Here is an 18,490-nt window from a genome sequence, read left to right as displayed (position 1 = left end):
ATCGGCTCCTCATGAATGGGCTGGTGACTTGGAAGCAGCTGGACTGGCCATGTCCAGCAGCAGGCCGATCAGGCCAACCACCATGGCGGCCGTCAGCCACCACTGATGCAGCAATAGCCCGGCGAAACCGGTGCCGACGAGATCCAGCAGGATCAACACTCGCAGCGCCACGCGTCCGCTGCGGCAGGAAAGCGGAGCCAACACCAGCGTCATGATGACCAGCGCAATCGACGTGAGGATGACGACGAGGGCGCCAAGCGTACCATCGACGCCGGTCAGCGGAGTGAAATAGGCATAAAGCGATACGGCGAGCCCGGCAAGCGAGGCCACCAGCAGCACTATGATGCCCGCCCTGAATGATCGAGATTGGGACATGAGGTCGTTGTCTCCTGATGAGATCGATTGGTGCACCTGGCGGCTGTTTCTGCATCGTTCTGATGTTGCATCAGGCCAATTGATAGTGTCGAAACAGTCGGGTGTGGTTACGTGTGCGCGGAATCCACTTTCGACGTGGTAGCGATGGGTCGCCAGGCGGCGGTGTGGTTACGTGTGCGCGGAATCCACACACCAGGCAGACTAAAGTGTAGGATATTTTCGGACGTTAGCGTGGAAACGATTGATTTTTTTGACGGAAACTTTGAGCGTCGCGGCGGTCCGTTTGCGGCAAAGCAAGCGCAGCCAGCATAATGGCCGACCGTCACGCCGCGAGAGTCACGTTGTATGGAATCGTTCAACACCATCGGTCTGATTGGCCGTCTGGGCAGCGACAAGGTGGTCGAGACGCTCAAGCGCCTGGTGATCTTTCTCGAGCGTCATGGTCTCGAGATCGTGATCGAGGATCGTACCGCCGCACTGCTTTCCGGCCATGGCCACAGGGAAGCCCGGCGCCGGGAGCTGGGCACGTTGTGCGATCTGGTGATCGTGGTGGGCGGCGACGGCAGCCTGCTGGGCGCGGCTCGGGCCCTGTGTCATAGCGCGACGCCGGTACTCGGCATCAACCGTGGGCGGCTGGGCTTTTTGACCGATATTTCCCCCGACGAGGTCGAACAGAAGGTGGCCGAGGTACTGGAAGGGCAGTACGACACTGAAAGGCGATTTCTGCTCGAGGCGGAGCTCTATCGTGGCGAGCGTCTGATCGGTTCCGGCACCAGTCTCAACGATGTGGTCGTGCATCCGGGCAAGGCGGCGCGGATGATCGAGTTCGAGCTTTTCGTCGACGATCGCTTTGTCTATTCGCAGCGCTCCGATGGCCTGATCATGGCGACACCCACCGGCTCCACGGCCTACGCGCTCTCCGGTGGCGGTCCGATCGTGCATCCGGGGCTGGAGGCGATCACGCTGGTGCCCATGTTCCCGCATACGCTCTCCAGCCGGCCGATCGTGATCGATGCCGCCAGCGAGATTCGCGTGCATATCGGCGATATCAACCAGGCCTATCCCCATGTCAGCTGCGACGGCCAGACTCGCGTCGTCTGCAAGCCTGACGACATCCTCTACGTCCGTCGCCACGCCGAGCGCCTGACGCTGATTCACCCACGCGGGCACAGTTTCTTCGAAGCCTGCCGCTCCAAGCTGGGATGGAGCAGCAGGCTGGGAGACTGACATGGCGCAGGAAAGCGATGTCGATGGCTACGATCTGATCGGGGATGTTCATGGCTGCGGCCAGAGCTTGGTCAGGCTGCTGGAGAAGCTCGGATACCGGGCAGAAGATGGGGTGTTTCGCCACCCGCGCCGCCGGGTCATCTTTCTGGGTGACCTGATCGATCGCGGGCCCACCATCCGGCTGGCGGTTTCCGTTGCCAAGCGCATGGTCGACGCCGGCGAGGCGCATATCGTGATGGGCAATCATGAAGCCAACGCGCTGGCCTACTGTCACGAGGCGCCAAGCGACAGCGAGCGCGAATGGCTTCGCGATCATACCCCGCGCAACAATCGCATCATCGGTCGTACGCTGGAGCAGTTTCACGATTTTCCGCTGGAGTGGGAAACCTGCCTTTCCTGGTTCATGACGCTACCGCTGTGCCTCGATCTGGATGGCCTGCGTGTGGTACATGCCTGCTGGGACGAGCCGTTGATCGCCGCCTTTCTTGCGCGGCGCCCCGATGCCCGAATCGACCGCGATTTCCTGGTCGAATCGACACGGCATGGCAGCCTGGCGCACCGCGTGCTGGATCGCCTGACCCGGGGCACCCAGATGCCGCTGCCGCCTGGCGTCGAGATTCGTTCGGGGGACGGATTCACGCGGCGCTCGTTCCGTACCCATTTCTGGTGTCGAAACCCGCGCACTTACGGGGATGTGGTCTTCCAGCCCGACAATCTGCCGCTGGGACTCGAGGATCGCCCGCTGGACGACAGTGAACGGGAACGGCTGACCTACTACCCGGAATCGGCGCCGCCACTGTTCGTGGGGCACTACTGGTGCAAGGGCGTACCGGCGCTGCCGCGATCGAATATCGCCTGCCTCGATTACAGCGCGGTGAAGTACGGCCGGCTGGTGGCTTATCGCTGGGAAGGGGAGTCGCGGCTCGATGCCAATCGCTTCGTCTGGGTCGACGTGTCACAGGAAGGGATTCGTGACTGATACCGTTGCGGCATATCAGTTAAATTGCATTTTTTTACATTGGCCGTAGGAGGCTGATTTGGCGGCTTTTTTACCGCTAAATGAAACGGATTAGGGAAAGAATGGGAAATTTTTCGCTGCGCGTGGGAACTCCTGCCACTGACGACCCTCAAAGTCAGTGTTCCCTTGAATGATCCCTTGCTCTTATCCGGCGGCCCTCCCGCCGGATTTTTCTTTGTTGGGTCTGTAAAATTTCGCGGTGCCTGTAGAATGGCGATTTCGAACCCGTCACGGGTTCGCGCTCCATGACATTTCCATGCTGGGCTTCAGCGCCCTGCGTCTCAGCATCGGGCTTCTCGATATTCTCTCGGTAAGCGGGTCGGACATCTTCCATGTACAAACTCCTCGAACTGCCTGGCGATCTGGATACGCGTCCTCTGAGGCAGGCGCTCTGGGCGCACCACATCGGCCATCGCTTCACGCATCAGGAGAATCGGCAGGTGCTGTGGATTGCCGATCCCGATCAGAGAGACGCGGCCGCGCGACTGATCGAGCTCTGGCACCGGGGGGAGCTGGACACCGCTTCCACGACCGGAGCACCACGGCGTCGGCCCGGTATCACCCGCCAGGCGTTCGGACAGGCACCGCTCTCGGCCGGGCTGATCGCCGTCTGCGTGCTGATCTTCCTGGCCATGATCTTCGCGGGCGATGCCATCGTTCGCGCTTTCACCATCGTGCCGCTCGACATCGTCGGCCAGCGGCTGGTGGCGGGGGATCTCGTCTCCGACACCCTGGCCGGCGGCCAGATATGGCGTCTGTTCACGCCGGCGCTTTTGCACTTCGGCTGGATGCACCTGATCTTCAACATGCTGTGGGTATGGTATTTCGGCCGTCAGGTCGAAGCGATCCAGGGATGGCGCCGGCTCGGCCTCATCGTGCTAATCGCGATGCTGGCTTCCAACCTGGCGCAGTACGTCACCGGCATCGTGCTGTTCGGGGGCATGTCGGGGGTGGATTATGCGCTGCTCGGCTACGTGTGGCTGATGTCTCGCCGCCGGCCGGAAAGCGGCTTCTTCGTGCCCCAGATGCTGATGGTCTTCATGCTGGTCTGGATGGTCTTTACCATGACCGATCTTGCCGGGGCCTTCGGCTTCGGTAACGTCGCCAACGAGGCGCATCTGGGCGGATTGCTGATCGGGCTGTTCATGGGCTGGTTCGCCAGCCGCAATGCATCGGGAGGCGCCGGGCACGACGCTTCAGGAGAAAGCTCTTCAGGAGAAAATAAGTGAGCGAGATGAATTTCGACCGCATGGTCGCGCAGATGACCCAAGAGATGTACGAGAATTTCAAGCAGGCCATTCAGTTGCGTAAATGGCCCGACGGCCGCCGCTTGACCACCGAGCAGACCGAGCTGTGTCTGGAAGCGGTCATCAAGTACGAAATGATCCATGAGGTGCCGGCGGAACAGCGCGTCGGTTATCTCGAGCGCAACGAATGCGCCTCCGGCAATCACGCCTCCGCCGAGGAAGCCGCGGTCAAATGGATCAACTGATCCCGGCCGCGCAGGTCGCGAGCGAGTCCGGCCGCTTTGCCAGCGGCCAGCTCCGCAAGCTCGATATCCGGTTGCCGGCAGAGAACGGCCAGGCGGACTACACCCTGCGGGCCGGCGAGCAGCGGGTTGGGCTCAATGCCTGGCTGGGGCAGCGTGTCCGGTTGCACCATACTGGCGAGATCCACTGCGTCGAATGCGGGCGCGCCACGCGCAAGAGCTTCGGTCAGGGGCATTGCTACCCCTGCTTTTCCTCGCTGGCGCATTGCGATCTCTGCATGATGCGCCCGGAGACCTGTCACTACTTTCAGGGCACCTGCCGCGATCCGGCCTGGGGCGAACGCCACTGCTTCCGCCCGCATACCGTTTACCTGGCCAACGCCTCGGGCCTCAAGGTCGGTATCACGCGAGGCACCAATACGCCGACGCGCTGGCTCGACCAGGGGGCGATCCAGGCGCTGCCGATTCTCGATGTCGACACGCGACAGCAGTCCGGGTTGGTGGAGACGCTGTTCAAGTCGCACGTCTCCGATCGCACCAACTGGCGGGCGATGCTCAAGGGCGAGGTCGAGCCGCTCGATCTGACCGCCGAGCGTGACCGCCTGCTGGCCCGGCTCGCACCGGGGCTGGCAGCGCTGCGCCAGCGTGTCGGCGAGGATGCCATTCGAACGGTCGACGATGCGCTGCCACTGACGATCGACTATCCCGTGCTCGAATGGCCGCGCAAGATCGTCTCGTTCAATCTCGACAAGTCGCCGATGGTCGAAGGCACCCTGATGGGGCTCAAGGGGCAGTACATGATCCTCGATACCGGCGTCATCAACCTGCGCAAGTTCGCCGGTTATCAGGTCTCGGTGACGGCCGAGGCCGCGTGATGACGCCAGGCCGGATCAGCGCGGCTTGTGCTCGAGCTGGCGCTCCATGCGCTTCAGAAATACCGACATGACCTGCTCGTAGAGCGCATCCTTCAGCACCACGTCTTCCACGCCGGCATCCAGGTTGGGGTTGTCGTTGACCTCGATGACTACCACGCGATCGCCGATCTGCTTGAGATCGACCCCGTAGAGGCCGTTGCCGATCAGCTTGGTCGCCCGCAGCGCCGCCTTGACCACCTGCGGCGGCACTTCGGACGGATCGTGGGTAGTGAAACCGCCGCTGCGGGTCTTGCCGCTGGAGTGGTCGTAGATCTGCCAATGGCCGCGAGCCATGTAGTAGCGGCTGGCGAAGAGGACCTGGCCGTCGAGCACGCCGATGCGCCAGTCGAAGTCGGTCGGCAGCCACTCCTGCAGCAGCAGCAGCGCCGAAGCCTCGAACAGCTTGGGCGCCTCCGCCTCCAGCTCCTCACGTGAGCGAATCTTGACCACGCCCTTGGAAAAGGCGCCGTCCGGCACCTTCAGGACCAGTGGATAGTCCAGATGGGCGAGCTTCTCGTCGAGCCGGCTCATGTCGCCGCGATGAAGCAGCTGGCCGCGAGGTGCGGGAACCTTATGGGTGCCCAGCAGCTCGTGGAGAAAGATCTTGTTGGTACAGCGAAGGATCGACTGAGGATCGTCGATCACCACCAGCCCCTCGTGTTCGGCCTTCTTGGCCATGCGGTAGGTGTGATGGTCCAGCCGGGTCGTCTCGCGGATGAACAGGGCGTCGAACTCGGCCAGTCGGCCGGCGTCCCGATGGGTGATCAGGCTGACATCGATGCCCAGGCGCCGGCCGGCGCGAATGAAACGCTTGAGCGCGCCCTTGTTGCTGGGCGGCAACTTCTCTTCCGGATCGATCAGGATCGCCAGATCGAAGCGATAGCGACGGCGTGCGCGTGGCGTGCGCCAGACCCGGGTCGAATGGCGGTTCAGCGCCGTCGCGAACAGGTCTTCCTCGCCGGACTGCAGCGCTGTCAGCGCGATGGGCTTGAGCCGCGCCAGGCGCCAGACGTTCTGGCGTTTCTCGAAGCGGGCTTCCAGCAGCGGGTGGGGCAGACGCTCGAACAGGCGACGAGCCAGGCGCTGCAGCTCCGGTTCCCGGCACTCGCCGAAGAAGACGCGCAGCGTGAAGGATTCGCCCTCAAGAACGCCGCGCTTGTTCAGTTCCATCAACAGCGGGTCGATGGCGGCCAGCTGCATGTCGATCAATGCCTTGCGCGAGAGCTGGTTGAGCGTTTCCACGCTGGGCAGAACACGCTGGTTGCGCGCCTGGGCCAGCAGCGAAACGTAATAGCCGGTTTCCAGATAGTCGAGATTGGCGCACAGGTTGATGACGTGCGTGGCATCATCCGCCGTTGCTGCACCGTCCAGCGCGAGAAACTCGTCGGCGCTGATCAGATCCTCGGAGGGGTAGTAAGGTTGCCAGTCGGCAAGGCGATCGACGACGATACGCAGGCGTGACATGAATCGGTGGCTCCTTTTCCGACATCTTCCCCTTGGGGTGGTCGGCGGTGGATACGGCAAGCTGCCGGGGCTGCAAAAGGGAAATAGCATGCGATGATGTGAAGGCGGCGACAAGTCGTTGCCGGCGTGAAATAATTTCAGCATCGTCGGCGTCATCGCCTCGGCGACTGCCCGCCTGACGGGCCACCGGCGCGGTCCCGATCGAACGAAGGCCGTGGCTGCACCCAGATCCCAGATGAATCAGATGAGAGCGCACGCATGCTCCGCACCATTCGCTACGGCCTGCCTGCCGATTGCGACGCCTTGTATGAATTGGAAGAACGCTGCTTTGACAGTGATCGCTTCAGCCGCCGCCAACTCGCACACCTGCTGACCCGGGCCAACGCCGCCAATCTGCTGGCGGTCGCCGAAGACCAGCGAGTCATCGGTTACGGCACGCTACTATTCCGGCGCAACAGCACCACGGCCAGACTCTACTCGTTCTGCGTCGATCCGGCCGCTCGCGGTACCGGCCTGGGACGGGAACTGCTCCAGGCGCTGGAGGATACGGCGCGAGAGCGGGGCAGCCAGCGCATGCTGCTGGAAGTTCGCGCCGACAATCGCGTGGCGATGGGGCTCTACCGCCGGATGGGGTTCATCGCTCATCGCTGGCTGGAGGACTATTATGCCGACGGCTGTGCCGCCTGGCAGATGGATAAGCGACTCGACCCGCCCGAGTCGCTCGACGCGCCGGCTGCCGACTGATACCGGCCGCGGACCGATTCTGGTCGCATCGCGGCTCCACTTTTGATTGAGGACCGAGGCTCATGCCATCTTTCGACATCGTTTCCGAATTCGATCGCCACGAAGCGACCAATGCCGTCGACCAGGCGAATCGTGAAATCCAGACCCGCTTCGATTTTCGCGGCGTCGACGCCAGCTTCACGCTGGAAGGCGAGACCGTCTCGATCGAGGCGGATGCCGAATTTCAGCTCCAGCAGATGATCGACGTGCTGCGCAACAAGCTGATCGCCCGCGGCATCGACCCGCGCTGCATGGATATCCAGGACGCCCAGACTTCCGGCGTCAAGGCGCGCCAGCAGATCAAGCTCAAGCAGGGCCTCGAACAGCCCGATGCCAAGGCGATCGTCAAGCTGCTCAAGGATTCCAAGCTCAAGGTCCAGGCCGCGATCCAGGGCGACAAGGTTCGCGTCAGCGGCAAGAAGCGCGACGACCTTCAACAGGCGATCGCCTTGCTGAAAGGCGAAGACGGCCCCGATCTGCCGCTACAGTACGACAACTTCCGGGACTGACGTCCCGATCCGACGCCGGGTGTTGCCGAGATACTCGGCAACACCCGTCCGAACCCTTCGATGTCCCGGCCATCCCCTCGTGGAGCCCCTTACGCTTACGCGGCGGCGCTATCGAGCCGTTGCGTCAAATCCTCGCTCCCCAGCGCCAACATGCTCAAGTTGCCGTACATGAAACTCTCGTGAAGCGCTCGAAGCGGTTGGCCTTCCATCGCGCCGAGGCACATCAGCAGTGGCAGAAAATGTTCCGGCGTCGGGTGGGCGTAACGTGCGTTCGGGGCCGCTGCCTGCCAGTCTTGCATCGCTTTCAGGTCGCCGCGTGCGGCGATGTCGATGACCCAGTCGTGGAATCGCCTGGCCCACGCGTCGGGCGCGTCGTGAACGAAGTGCCGGTCACCGAGATTGTGAGTGGCGGCACCGGAGCCGATCAGCATGAAGTCGTTCTGCTGCGCCCAGCGTCCCAGTGCTGCGGCGATCTCGAGCTGGGCGGGTGTGCTCGTCCGTGTCGGCACGCTGATCGGGATCAACGGAACGTCCGCCTGCGGCCAGAGCAGCGATAGCGGCGACCAGATGCCGTGATCCAGCGCCCGCTCGGGGTCCAGTTGCGCCTCGATACCCGAGGCGGCGAGTGCTGCCACCAACCGCTCGGCGGTCTCCTGCATGCTGGGGGCCGGGTAACGCATGCGATAAAGCGCGTTGGGGAAACCGTGGAAGTCGTGCCAGGTTTCGGGCTGCCTGGCGCCGCCGACAACCAGCCCGGGTGTCTCGAAGTGTGCCGAGATCACCAGCGCGCCGGACGGTTTGGGCAAACGCCCGCCCAGTTCCTTCAGGAAGGTGCGTGCCGGGTGGTCGGTCAGACTGAGGTCGGGGGAGCCGTGAGAGAGATAGAGTACCTGTCGCGTGGTCATGATGTCCGTTCCAGAGATAGAGGGGCATTACGCCGAAGCCTACGCCGATGGCGCGGCGGCACTAGCCGTCACCTGGCGAATGAACGGTTTCCCTATCGTCAATATTGGCCTTTTCCATCGCCGGACGTTGGAGAGCACGGTAAAGGCTGGTTTACACTATTGACCCAAGCGTCCTCTTCGGGTGGCGCCTCGACCAATCGTAGTGGGGATGTTCGGCATGCGTAATGCCATCTATGTCACCTTGGCCGCCATCAGTTTCGCGCTGGGCGTGATCGGTCTTTTCCTGCCCGTGATGCCGACCACGTGTTTCATGCTGGCGGCGGTCTGGCTCGCCTCGCGAGGGTCCCCCCGATTCGCCGGCTGGATTCGCAATCACCCGCGCTTCGGCCCGCCGATCCAATCCTGGGAGCGCGAGCGCGCCATCCCCAAGCACGCCAAGATCATGGCCGTGATCATGCTCAGCGTGTCGTGCCTGATTATCGCTTTTACCGTCTCCCACTGGCTGCTCAAGATCGGCCTGATCGTCGGCCTGGCGGGGCTGGCGATCTGGATCGTGACCCGCCCGCTGCCGAGCCTCCAGTGCCCGGTACGTGGCGTGTGGTCGGAAGAGGCCCCCGAGCGGCGTTGATTCATCGATAGACACCGCCGTTCCCTCCCCCTTGCACTGCCCACGTTCCTGCGTCGCGACATCGATTCGATATCGTTCCGGTGACGTGGGTAGAATGGTTTCCGATCGTCGATCGGCAGGCTTTGTCGACCCATTCGGGTTACTGACTATTGTCACGGGTTCGAGCTGCTGATTCGACCTACTCATTTCTGCAAGGAGCGTTGCCATGTCTGAGATGCAAGCGACCTATCTCAAGGATTATCTGCCGCCGGCGTACCGCGTCACGCACACCGAGCTCACCTTCGATCTCGAGCCGTCCGCAACCCGGGTCAAGGCGCGCTTGCACGTGGAACGCCACCCGGATCGCGAGCCCGATGACAAAGAGTCCGGCCTGCCGCTGGAACTGGCCGGCGAGCAGCTCAAGCTGATCAGTATCGCCATCGATGGCCAGACGCTGGAGGCCGGAGAGTTCGAGGTCAACGAAGACAAGCTGACCGTGACCTCGGTGCCGGCGCGTTTCCGGCTCGATACCGAAGTCGAGATCGATCCCGACGCCAACACGGCGCTGGAAGGGCTCTACCGTTCCAACGGCATGTTCTGTACGCAGTGCGAGCCGGAAGGCTTTCGCCGGATCACCTTCTATCCCGATCGGCCGGACGTCATGGCGACGTTCTCTACCACGGTGATCGGCGATCGAGAGTCGCTGCCGGTGCTGCTCTCCAACGGCAACCCGGTGGAGAAGGGCGAGTTGCCCAATGGCCGCCACTTCGTGACCTGGGAAGACCCGCATCCCAAGCCCAGCTATCTGTTCGCGCTGGTCGCCGGCAGCCTGGAGAAGGTGGAGGATCACTACACCACCATGAGCGGTCGCGACGTGCTGCTGCAGATCTGGGTCGAGCCGGAAAACCTCGACAAGACCGAGCACGCCATGGCGTCGCTCAAGCGTTCCATGCAGTGGGACGAGGAGACCTACGGCCGCGAATACGACCTCGACCGTTTCATGATCGTCGCCGTCAACGACTTCAACATGGGGGCGATGGAGAACAAGGGCCTCAACATCTTCAACTCGGCGGCGGTGCTCACGCATCCGCAAACCGCAACCGATGCGGCCTTCCAGCGCGTCGAGGGCATCGTCGCCCATGAGTACTTCCACAACTGGTCCGGCAATCGCGTCACTTGCCGCGACTGGTTCCAGCTCTCGCTGAAGGAGGGCTTCACCGTCTTCCGCGACCAGACCTTTTCCGCCGATGTCAACTCGGCGCCGGTCAAGCGGATCGAGGACGTCTCGTTCTTCCGCACCGCGCAGTTCGCGGAAGATGCCGGCCCCACCGCGCACCCGATTCGCCCGGATCACTACATCGAGATTTCCAACTTCTACACCCTGACCATCTACGAGAAGGGGGCGGAAGTGGTGCGCATGCTGCGCCACCTGCTGGGTTGGGAAGATTTCCGCCGCGGCAGCGATCTCTATTTCGAACGCTTCGATGGTCAGGCGGTGACGATCGAGGATTTCGTCGCCTGCATGGCGGAAGTCTCCGGGCTGGATCTCGATCAGTTTCTGCGCTGGTACTCCCAGGCGGGGACGCCGGAGATCGATGCCCATGGCGAGTATGACTACGCCAAGTGCGAATATCATCTGCGCCTCTCCCAGCGGACACCGGCGACACCGGGCCAGACCGAGAAGCTGCCGCTGCACATTCCGGTGCGCATGGGGTTGGTCGGCACCAAGTCCGGCCACGACCTGACCTTGAAGCTGGATAACGGCAGCGAGAGCCCGGCCGATCTGGGCAAGGACGGCGTGCTGCATCTGCGTGAAGCGGAGCAGACCTTCGTGTTCACCAATGTCGAAGAGGCGCCGGTGCCGTCATTGCTGCGCGGATTTTCGGCGCCGGTGAAGCTGCGCTACCCCTATTCGCGGGAAGAGCTGGCTTTTTTGCTGACGCATGATTCCGACGGCTTCAATCGCTGGGATGCCGGCCAGCGGCTGACCATGCTGGCGCTGGACGATCTGATCGCGGCGCATCGAAACGGCGTCGAGAAAGTGATGGACGTGCGCCTGATCGAGGCGTATCGCAGCCTGCTCAACGAGCCCGGCGACGACAAGGCGGTGCTGGCGGAAATGCTGACGCTGCCGTCCGAAGCCTATATCGCCGAACAGCAGCCGACGGTCGACGTCGATGCGATCCATGCCGCACGGGAATTCGTGCGCCAGTCGCTGGCCTACCAGCTGCGCGACGAGTTCCTCGCCGTCTACCGCGACAACCTGAGCGACGAGTCCTACGCGCCGACGCCAGAGCAGATCGCCCTGCGTCGTCTCAAGAACGTGGCGCTGGCCTACCTGATGAGTATCGAAGACGACGAGGCCGTCAGCCTGACGCAGCGACAGCTGGAACAGGGCGCCAACATGACCGACGTGCGCGCCGCGCTGACGTTGCTGGCTCACAGCGATCGGACCGATCTGGCCGAACCGGCGCTGAAGGCCTTCGGCGAGAAGTGGGCCCACGATCCGCTGGTCATGGATCAGTGGTTCACCATTCAGGTCACGCGGCCGCAGGCCGACGTGCTGGAGCGCGTGCGCTTCTTGATGGGGCATCCGCTGTTCTCGATGAAGAACCCCAACAAGGTGCGCGCCCTGATCGGGGCCTTTGCCCAGAATCGGGTCAACTTCCATCGGCTCGACGGGGAAGGATACAAGCTGCTGGCCGATGTGGTGATCGAGCTCAACCGCCTCAATCCGGAGATCGCCGCGCGCATCATCACGCCGCTGACGCGCTGGCAGCGTTTCGACGAGACGCGTCAGGCCCTGATGAAAGCCGAGCTAGAGCGCATTCGCGCCGAGAAGCTCTCGCCCAACGTCTACGAGATGGTCGAGCGGGCGCTGGCGGATGCCTGATAGAGTGATGACGTTCAGGTAGGAACACGAAGGCAGCAAAGCGAAGGCAGAAAACGGCCGCGATGGAAATCGCGGCCGTTGTCGTTGCGAATGCCGAAAGCCGATCAGGCGTAGTGAACGTACATCGTCTTGCTCTTGACGTAAGCCTCGAGGCCGTACTTGCCGTCCTCGCCGCCGAGGCCGCTATTGCGGTAGCCCTTGTGGAAGCCCTGGACCGATTCGCCGCCGCCGCGATTGACGTAGATCTCGCCGAAGTCGAGCTCGCGGGTCAGTGCCATCAGCTGCTTCACGTTCTGGGTGAAGACATAGGCAGAAAGGCCGTACTCCGAGGCGTTGGCGTACTCCATCGCCTGTTCGAAGCTATCGACCTTCATGATCGGAGCCACCGGGCCGAAGATCTCCTCCTTCATGATGTCCATGTCGTTGTCGACGTTGGTGAGGATCGTCGGAGCGTAGTAGTTGCCCTTGTCGTAATCGCCGCCGGTCAGACGCTTGCCGCCCGTCAACAGCTGCGCGCCCTGGCTCTGGGCGTGCTCGACCATGTCGTGGATCTTGTCGAGTTCGGCGGCGTTGATCTTCGGCCCCATGTCGACATCCTTGTCGGTCAGCGGGTTGCCGACCTTCAGAGCCTCGACACGCTGCTTGAAACGTTCGAGGAAGCGATCATAGATGCCGGACTGGACATACATACGCTCGTTGCAGGTACAGACCTGACCGCAGTTGTTGTAGCGCGAGGCGATGGCGGCATCCACGGCCGGATCGAGGTCGGCGTCGTCCATGACGATGAACGGCGCCTTGCCGCCCAGCTCGAGTCGCACGATCTTGAGGTGTTCGGCGGCCGCCTTGTTGATCTCGCGGCCGCCGCGCACGCTGCCGGTCATGCTGATCAGTTGGGTGATCGGGCTCTGGATCAGGTGATTGCCGATGTCCCGGCCGCGACCGTTGACCAGGTTGACCACGCCATCCGGAATGCCGGCCTGGCGCGCCAGCTCGACGATCTCCAGCGCGGTCAGTGGCGTCTCCTCGGACGGCTTGAGCACGATCGTGTTGCCTGCCGCCAGGGCCGGGCCGAGCTTGCGACCGATCAGCGCGGCGGGGAAGTTCCAGGCCGTGATACCGACCACCACGCCATGCGGCACTTTCTGGATCCAGATCTGCTCGTCGGGATCGTCCGCCGGAATGATGTCGCCTTCCAGACGGCGCGTGTTCTCGGCGGCGAAGCGAATCAGGTCGCAGCACATGCCGACATCCGCGTCGGATTCGGAGAGCGGCTTGCCCTGTTCGGTGGTGATCAACCTGGCCAGGCGATCACGATTCTCCTGGAGGAGATCGACCAGACGGTAGAGATAGTCGGCGCGTTCCACCGCAGTCTTGCGCGACCAGGCGGGAAAAGCCTTTTGTGCCGCCTGCAGAGCCTGATCCGCGAGTTTTTCATCGGCCAACTGCGCTCGGGCGATGACTTCACCGGTCGCCGGGTTCAGGACGTCCAACAGCTCACCGTCGCCGGTAAGCCACTTGCCACCGATGAACTGGTTGTAGACGTCGACGCCGTTCTGCTGCGATTTGAGTGACTGACTCATGGTGATGTCTCCTTGTCTGATGCGGCGACGGATCCTGTCGTCGATCGGTCACCAATCGGTGTGACCTTGTAAATTCAAGGTGGTAGACGAAAGGATAGATGACAAGGAGATCGCGTTGATCTAGCAGGAATAGGCATACCTTCCCGTCAATCGATATAAACGGGCAGGCACCCGGCTCAGCGAATCAGCCAGCTCAGGATCACCAGCCCCAGCAGCAGCCAGACGATGCCGCCGACGATGCCGCCGCGAATCAGTGAACGTATGCCGCTGATCAGCAGCAGCACGCCAACCACCAGTGCCGCGATGCTGAAGATCGAATCGCTGATGCCGAGCGAGCCGGTCAGGCCGTCGACGAAGCCGTCGATCGCCTGCCACAGGTTGCCGAATATGGCGTGCAGACCGTTGACTACGGTGCGAATCACGTTGCCGATCGCTTCGCCAAGCCAGTTGAAGAATCCATCCATGTCGAGCAGGTTCCTTGGGCGTGAGGGTTGGGAATGCGGGGTCCGGGGTCAGCCTGTGATGGCCGGCCATCGGCGAGCCATTCGTGAAGCCCGCCGGAGAAGCTTCGTCAATGAAGGTTAGTCGGTAAGGTCAGTCAGTGAAGGTCAGTCGGTACGCTGCTGACCGCGCAGCCACTGGATCTCTTCGGCCCAGATTTCGGGCTCGATGGTTTCCAGAATCAGCGGAATGCCGTCGGTACGGTTGTCGCGCATCAGCGCGGTGAAGGCGGGGAGGCCGATGTTGCCCTTGCCCAGACTGTGGTGACGGTCGACCCGGCTGGCGAACTCGCTCTTGGCGTCGTTGAGATGCATGCCGCGCAGATAGCGAATACCCACCACGTGCTCGAAATCGTCGAGCATGGCGACGGCGTCCTCCTCGGTGCGCAGATCGTAGCCGGCGGCGAAGGCGTGGCAGGTGTCGATGCAGGCGCCGACGCGATCCTTGTCGTCGACCCGTTCGATGATCTCGGCCAGCTGCTCGAAGCGAAAGCCGAGGTTGGAGCCCTGACCGGCTGTATTTTCGATCACGGCGACGACGGATCGGGTCGCGGCATGAGCCTCGTTGATCGACTCGGCGATTCGCGCCAGGCAGTCGCGCTCGCTGATCTTCTTGAGATGGCTGCCGGGGTGGAAGTTCAGCAGCTCCAGCCCCAGCTGCTCGCAGCGCTGACATTCGTCGAGGAACGCCGCGCGGGACTTCTCCAAACCTTCTGTGTCGGGATGGCCGAGATTGATCAGGTAGCTGTCGTGGGGAAGGATCTGGGCCGGGCCGAAACCCTGCGCGCGGCAGGCCGCCTTGAACGCCTCGATCGTGGTCTCCTCCAGTGGCTTGGCCTTCCACTGGCGCTGATTCTTGGTGAACAGCGCGAAGGCATTGGCACCGATCTCGGTTGCGCGGCTCACGGCCTGGTCGACGCCGCCCGCGGCACTGACATGGGCTCCGATGTATTTCATACGATGATCCGGTCCTGGGGGATGAGCGCTCGCAGTTTAACAGCCGCCTCGTGGCGGCGTCCCGCGCTGGAGCCGAGGACAAGATCGAGCCGGCACGCGATCCTCGTCCGGGGGCCTTTCGAGGCGGGGGCTGCGCCGTTAAAGTTGACGAACGGACTGGCCGATAGCCTGATGGATGGACCGAAGACCGCAAGACCAATAAACGCACGACCTGCTTTCGGAACAAGGAGTTTGCGATGGATACCTCAGTCAATGCCGCCGTGGGCGCCGCCCTGGCGCTGCAGAACTTCAACCAGAGCCAGGAGGCGCAGGGTAGCCTGCTGAAGCAGTCCCTGGATGGGCAAGCCGCTCATATCCAGCAGTTGATGTCCTCCGTGTCGCCTTCGCCGGAGCTGGCGGTTTCCGGCACGCTGGGAACCCAGGTCAACGCCTACGCGTGACGATGGGCAGCAAGTGTGGCAAGCAACGAACGCGCTCCAGGGAGCGCGTTTTTTTGGCTGGTATCCTCGGGCAATCGGACATTCGGACAGTCGACTATCCGGGCGATCTTGGTGAGGGCTCGCTTCAATATCCCAGGCTCGACTTGGGCTTTGGCGTTTCCGGCTTGTAGCGGGCAATCGTCTCGACGGCCGCCTGTCGCAGCAGGCTGATATCGATACCCACGGCGATGAAATCGAACCCCCACTCGGCATAACGCTTGGCATCTGCCTCGGCGGGGGCGAGGATGCCGGCCGCCTTGCCTGCGGCCTTGGTCGCTTCCAGCGTGTGGCGAATCATCGCCTGCACATCCGGGTGATTGGGGTTGCCGGCATGGCCGACGCCGGTAGAGAGATCCACCGGGCCCACGAAGACGGCGTCGACCCCCTCGGTGGCCGCGATCGCTTCGGCGTTGTCGACGCCGCTGCGGGATTCCACCTGCACCACGAGGCAGAGCTCTTCATGGGCGCGGGCCAGGTAGTCTTCCACGCTATCCCAGCGAGTGGCTCGGGTCAGGCCGCCACCGACGCCTCGGAATCCGTGGGGCGGGTAGCGTGTCGCTGCCACCAGCCTGGCTGCCTGCTCGGCGGTATCGACCATCGGAATCATCAGCGTCTGGGCGCCGATATCGAGCAGCTGCTTGATGAGCGCCGGGTCGTGATTGACGGTACGAACGACCGGCGCGCTGGCGTAAGGCGCCACGGCCTGCAGCTGTGCCAGAACGGAAGGCACGGTGTTGGGAGCATGCTCGCCGTCGATCAGCAACCAGTCGAAGCCGGTCGTGGCCAGAATCTCGGTGGCGTAGCCGGTGCCGAATCCGGCCCAGCAGCCATAACGCGGATTGCCGTCGAGCGAGCGTTTGAAGGGGTTCTGCGGGAGTTGCATGGCTGTGGCTTCCTTATCGTCGCCGAGGGAAAAATTATAGCCGCCGTGGGAAAGATAGCCCGGGCGGAATGAAACGAGCCGGGGCAATCACTGCTCCGGCCCGATCGGGGTCAACGCTTGTTGCAGGATTGGCGGCCTAGTTCGTCAGGCCCATCTCGTCCATGATCTTGCCGAACTTTTCGTCATCCTCGGCCATCAGCTGGGCGAAGTCATCGGCATCTCGCCACACCACGCCGTAGCCTTGCTTGGCCATGAAGTTCTGATAGGCCTCGCTGTCGTAGGCTTTCTTGAGGGCAGCTTCCAGCGTTGCCACGACATCTTCGTCCATCCCTTTGGGGCCGACGATGCCGCGCCACGCCCCCAGCGTGAAGTCGCTGCCGATCTGCTCCTTGAAGGTGGGAATGTCGGGAAAGCCTTCGAGTCTTTCCGGCGTCATGACGCCGAGGCCCTCGAGCTCTCCTGCGTCGATCATCGATCTCGCTTCGGGGAGCGAGGAGGCCACCAGATCGATGCTGTTGGAAGCCAGCTCGGTCATGGCCGGCGCCGAGCCCTGGCTGGGAACCCAGGTGATCTTGCCGGCCGGAATGTCCTGGTCCATCAGGAAGCCGTTGAGCGCGACGTGCCAGATGCCGCCGAGGCCTGTGCCCGACGCGGTATAGGTGCCCTGGGTCTCGTTCTTGACCTGGGTCACGAAGTCTTCGAGGTTCTGGAAAGGGGAGTCGTCGGCGATCGAGAGGCTGGCGGAGTCGAAATTGATCTGCGCGATCGGGGTGAAGTCCTGGTAGGTGAGATCGGTGAGCCCTTGCCAATGCATCATGGCGACTTCGACGGTGGCCAGGCCCAGGGTGTAACCGTCCGGCTTGGCATTGGCGATCGCGGTATGGCCGACGACGCCGCTGCCACCGGTACGATTCTGAACGTTGATCGTCTGGCCCAACTGTTCCTCGAGCGAGGAGGCGATGATACGGGCCGTGGCATCGGTACCACCGCCGGCTGCCCAGGGCACGATCAGCGTGATCGGCTTTTCGGGGTAGTCGGCCAGCGCCAGCGGCGAAGCCAGCACGGCGGCGGACAGCAACAGACTCAGGCGACGGGGAGCCGTTGATCGTTTCATGATGACCTCGCTTGGCGTACTTGTTATTTCCAAGATGAACTTTGCATGCAAAGTCTTAGCAAGGTGTCGTCTTCGCTACAATTGCGCAATCGTCTAATGGCGTGGCGATGAGCGCCTCAGGTCGTGGCGACGAGGTCGGTGGGGATGGGGCGATTCTCGAACACGCGACGCAGCACGAAGCTGGTGTGCGCGCCGGTGACGCCCTCGATGCGGTTGATGACGTGCAGGAGAAGGTGCTGATAGTCGTCCATGTCGCGAACCAGGATCTTGAGCTGAAAATCCGCGGCCTGGCCGGTGATGATCAGGCACTCGATGACGTTGGGGACGTCTCGAATGTGGCGCTCGAAATTATCGAAGCGTTCCGGCGTGTGAAGGTCCATCGAGATATGCAGCAGTGCCATGAGCTGGTAGCCGAGAGGGCGCGCATCGATATCGGCGCGGTATCTTACGATCAGGCCACTCTCTTCCAGCGCTCTGACGCGCCTGAGACAAGGGGAGGGCGACAGGCCGATACGGTCGGCCAGTTCCTGGTTGCTGATACGCCCCTCTTGCTGCAGGAGTTCGAGTATGCGCCGATCATATCGATCCAGCGCCAGGAGTGCGGGTTGGTTCATGGATTTTTCTGCCTCTATTTTCTATTTTTCAGCAATATTGTGCCAATATACTTCGTTTGATTCCTTCATTCGCAATAAAATGTCGCGGAAAACGCTTTACACTGTTGCTGTCGTCAGATTCCGCTGTCACAAGCTGCGGATGCGTCCGCATGGCACACCCCGCCATGCGGCACGATGAC

19 protein-coding genes are annotated in these 18,490 nt (G+C 62.5%); 10 read left to right on the top strand and 9 right to left on the bottom strand.

What is annotated here, in order from left to right:
- Positions 1-9: 9 nt before the first annotated feature.
- Positions 10-375 (bottom strand): hypothetical protein, encoded by a 366-nt coding sequence (locus tag ACWHY3_RS11910; RefSeq protein WP_303852991.1) that lies wholly within the window; start codon positions 373-375, stop codon positions 10-12.
- Positions 376-720: 345 nt separating this feature from the next.
- Here ACWHY3_RS11910 and ACWHY3_RS11905 point away from each other — a divergent pair, with 345 nt between their 5' ends.
- From ACWHY3_RS11905 to ACWHY3_RS11885, 5 genes are all read left to right on the top strand, one after another.
- A complete protein-coding gene (locus ACWHY3_RS11905) occupies positions 721-1,602 on the top strand; it encodes an NAD(+) kinase (protein WP_071232087.1) in 882 nt (293 codons plus the stop codon).
- Between the two features lies 1 nt (position 1,603).
- Entirely contained in the window at positions 1,604-2,581 is a 978-nt protein-coding gene (locus ACWHY3_RS11900) for a metallophosphoesterase (protein WP_448126631.1), read from the top strand.
- Between the two features lie 371 nt (positions 2,582-2,952).
- Positions 2,953-3,849 carry a rhomboid family intramembrane serine protease gene (locus ACWHY3_RS11895; RefSeq protein WP_303852993.1) on the top strand — a complete coding sequence of 299 codons (897 nt, stop codon included), beginning with the start codon at positions 2,953-2,955 and terminating at the stop codon, positions 3,847-3,849.
- Positions 3,846-4,112 (top strand): YeaC family protein, encoded by a 267-nt coding sequence (locus ACWHY3_RS11890; protein ID WP_087718907.1) that lies wholly within the window; start codon positions 3,846-3,848, stop codon positions 4,110-4,112. The genes ACWHY3_RS11895 and ACWHY3_RS11890 overlap by 4 nt, the downstream gene beginning before the upstream one ends.
- Positions 4,100-4,984: a DUF2797 domain-containing protein gene (locus tag ACWHY3_RS11885; RefSeq protein WP_332779557.1), complete on the top strand. Its 885-nt coding sequence runs from the start codon at positions 4,100-4,102 to the stop codon at positions 4,982-4,984. The genes ACWHY3_RS11890 and ACWHY3_RS11885 overlap by 13 nt, the downstream gene beginning before the upstream one ends.
- Before the next feature lie 15 nt (positions 4,985-4,999).
- Here ACWHY3_RS11885 and ACWHY3_RS11880 read toward each other — a convergent pair whose 3' ends face one another.
- Entirely contained in the window at positions 5,000-6,487 is a 1,488-nt protein-coding gene (locus ACWHY3_RS11880) for a RimK family protein (RefSeq protein ID WP_448126630.1), read from the bottom strand.
- A gap of 258 nt (positions 6,488-6,745) precedes the next feature.
- Between ACWHY3_RS11880 and rimI the strand changes: the two genes are divergently transcribed.
- Both rimI and ACWHY3_RS11870 read left to right on the top strand, forming a co-directional pair.
- Positions 6,746-7,231, top strand: coding sequence for a ribosomal protein S18-alanine N-acetyltransferase (rimI, locus tag ACWHY3_RS11875; protein ID WP_322527677.1), 486 nt, complete (start codon positions 6,746-6,748; stop codon positions 7,229-7,231).
- A gap of 62 nt (positions 7,232-7,293) precedes the next feature.
- Positions 7,294-7,779, top strand: coding sequence for a YajQ family cyclic di-GMP-binding protein (locus tag ACWHY3_RS11870; RefSeq protein ID WP_110634360.1), 486 nt, complete (start codon positions 7,294-7,296; stop codon positions 7,777-7,779).
- A 95-nt stretch (positions 7,780-7,874) separates the two neighbouring features.
- Here ACWHY3_RS11870 and ACWHY3_RS11865 read toward each other — a convergent pair whose 3' ends face one another.
- On the bottom strand, positions 7,875-8,684 hold the full coding sequence (locus tag ACWHY3_RS11865; protein ID WP_448126629.1) for a DODA-type extradiol aromatic ring-opening family dioxygenase: 810 nt from the start codon (positions 8,682-8,684) through the stop codon (positions 7,875-7,877).
- A 217-nt stretch (positions 8,685-8,901) separates the two neighbouring features.
- On the opposite strand from ACWHY3_RS11865, the gene ACWHY3_RS11860 reads away from it, so the two are divergent.
- Both ACWHY3_RS11860 and pepN read left to right on the top strand, forming a co-directional pair.
- Positions 8,902-9,312, top strand: a complete 411-nt coding sequence (locus tag ACWHY3_RS11860; RefSeq protein ID WP_448126628.1) for a YbaN family protein — start codon at positions 8,902-8,904, stop codon at positions 9,310-9,312.
- Positions 9,313-9,517: 205 nt separating this feature from the next.
- Positions 9,518-12,184, top strand: a complete 2,667-nt coding sequence (gene pepN, locus ACWHY3_RS11855) for an aminopeptidase N (RefSeq protein WP_448126627.1) — start codon at positions 9,518-9,520, stop codon at positions 12,182-12,184.
- A 104-nt stretch (positions 12,185-12,288) separates the two neighbouring features.
- Here the strand turns inward: pepN and aldA are convergent, their stop codons facing one another.
- The 3 genes from aldA to nfo all read right to left on the bottom strand — a co-directional run bounded on the left by aldA (position 12,289) and on the right by nfo (position 15,221).
- On the bottom strand, positions 12,289-13,764 hold the full coding sequence (aldA, locus tag ACWHY3_RS11850; RefSeq protein ID WP_448126626.1) for an aldehyde dehydrogenase: 1,476 nt from the start codon (positions 13,762-13,764) through the stop codon (positions 12,289-12,291).
- A gap of 176 nt (positions 13,765-13,940) precedes the next feature.
- Positions 13,941-14,228 carry a hypothetical protein gene (locus ACWHY3_RS11845; RefSeq protein ID WP_087718924.1) on the bottom strand — a complete coding sequence of 96 codons (288 nt, stop codon included), beginning with the start codon at positions 14,226-14,228 and terminating at the stop codon, positions 13,941-13,943.
- A gap of 144 nt (positions 14,229-14,372) precedes the next feature.
- Positions 14,373-15,221, bottom strand: a complete 849-nt coding sequence (nfo, locus tag ACWHY3_RS11840; RefSeq protein ID WP_087718925.1) for a deoxyribonuclease IV — start codon at positions 15,219-15,221, stop codon at positions 14,373-14,375.
- Positions 15,222-15,457: 236 nt separating this feature from the next.
- On the opposite strand from nfo, the gene ACWHY3_RS11835 reads away from it, so the two are divergent.
- Positions 15,458-15,661, top strand: coding sequence for a putative motility protein (locus ACWHY3_RS11835; RefSeq protein ID WP_087718926.1), 204 nt, complete (start codon positions 15,458-15,460; stop codon positions 15,659-15,661).
- Positions 15,662-15,785: 124 nt separating this feature from the next.
- On the opposite strand, the gene ACWHY3_RS11830 is transcribed toward ACWHY3_RS11835, so the two are convergent.
- The 3 genes from ACWHY3_RS11830 to ACWHY3_RS11820 all read right to left on the bottom strand — a co-directional run bounded on the left by ACWHY3_RS11830 (position 15,786) and on the right by ACWHY3_RS11820 (position 18,311).
- Positions 15,786-16,583, bottom strand: coding sequence for an HpcH/HpaI aldolase family protein (locus ACWHY3_RS11830; protein WP_448126625.1), 798 nt, complete (start codon positions 16,581-16,583; stop codon positions 15,786-15,788).
- Positions 16,584-16,719: 136 nt separating this feature from the next.
- Positions 16,720-17,697: a tripartite tricarboxylate transporter substrate binding protein gene (locus ACWHY3_RS11825; protein ID WP_448126624.1), complete on the bottom strand. Its 978-nt coding sequence runs from the start codon at positions 17,695-17,697 to the stop codon at positions 16,720-16,722.
- A gap of 116 nt (positions 17,698-17,813) precedes the next feature.
- Positions 17,814-18,311 (bottom strand): Lrp/AsnC family transcriptional regulator, encoded by a 498-nt coding sequence (locus ACWHY3_RS11820; protein ID WP_448126623.1) that lies wholly within the window; start codon positions 18,309-18,311, stop codon positions 17,814-17,816.
- Positions 18,312-18,490 lie beyond the last annotated feature (179 nt).

The sequence above is a fragment of the Salinicola sp. NYA28a genome (assembly GCF_976982775.1).
This window is presented reverse-complemented; position numbering and strand designations above follow the sequence as displayed.

Bases quoted from the DNA above. Each gene is read 5' to 3' on its own strand.
- aldA (WP_448126626.1), bottom strand. From the start codon at position 13,764: ATGAGTCAGTCACTCAAATCGCAGCAGAACGGCGTCGACGTCTACAAC.
- ACWHY3_RS11880 (WP_448126630.1), bottom strand. From the start codon at position 6,487: ATGTCACGCCTGCGTATCGTCGTCGATCGCCTTGCCGACTGGCAACCT.
- ACWHY3_RS11900 (WP_448126631.1), top strand. From the start codon at position 1,604: ATGGCGCAGGAAAGCGATGTCGATGGCTACGATCTGATCGGGGATGTT.
- ACWHY3_RS11860 (WP_448126628.1), top strand. From the start codon at position 8,902: ATGCGTAATGCCATCTATGTCACCTTGGCCGCCATCAGTTTCGCGCTG.
- ACWHY3_RS11835 (WP_087718926.1), top strand. From the start codon at position 15,458: ATGGATACCTCAGTCAATGCCGCCGTGGGCGCCGCCCTGGCGCTGCAG.
- ACWHY3_RS11870 (WP_110634360.1), top strand. From the start codon at position 7,294: ATGCCATCTTTCGACATCGTTTCCGAATTCGATCGCCACGAAGCGACC.
- pepN (WP_448126627.1), top strand. From the start codon at position 9,518: ATGTCTGAGATGCAAGCGACCTATCTCAAGGATTATCTGCCGCCGGCG.
- ACWHY3_RS11895 (WP_303852993.1), top strand. From the start codon at position 2,953: ATGTACAAACTCCTCGAACTGCCTGGCGATCTGGATACGCGTCCTCTG.
- ACWHY3_RS11910 (WP_303852991.1), bottom strand. From the start codon at position 375: ATGTCCCAATCTCGATCATTCAGGGCGGGCATCATAGTGCTGCTGGTG.
- ACWHY3_RS11845 (WP_087718924.1), bottom strand. From the start codon at position 14,228: ATGGATGGATTCTTCAACTGGCTTGGCGAAGCGATCGGCAACGTGATT.
- rimI (WP_322527677.1), top strand. From the start codon at position 6,746: ATGCTCCGCACCATTCGCTACGGCCTGCCTGCCGATTGCGACGCCTTG.
- ACWHY3_RS11905 (WP_071232087.1), top strand. From the start codon at position 721: ATGGAATCGTTCAACACCATCGGTCTGATTGGCCGTCTGGGCAGCGAC.
- ACWHY3_RS11820 (WP_448126623.1), bottom strand. From the start codon at position 18,311: ATGAACCAACCCGCACTCCTGGCGCTGGATCGATATGATCGGCGCATA.
- ACWHY3_RS11885 (WP_332779557.1), top strand. From the start codon at position 4,100: ATGGATCAACTGATCCCGGCCGCGCAGGTCGCGAGCGAGTCCGGCCGC.
- ACWHY3_RS11825 (WP_448126624.1), bottom strand. From the start codon at position 17,697: ATGAAACGATCAACGGCTCCCCGTCGCCTGAGTCTGTTGCTGTCCGCC.
- nfo (WP_087718925.1), bottom strand. From the start codon at position 15,221: ATGAAATACATCGGAGCCCATGTCAGTGCCGCGGGCGGCGTCGACCAG.
- ACWHY3_RS11865 (WP_448126629.1), bottom strand. From the start codon at position 8,684: ATGACCACGCGACAGGTACTCTATCTCTCTCACGGCTCCCCCGACCTC.
- ACWHY3_RS11830 (WP_448126625.1), bottom strand. From the start codon at position 16,583: ATGCAACTCCCGCAGAACCCCTTCAAACGCTCGCTCGACGGCAATCCG.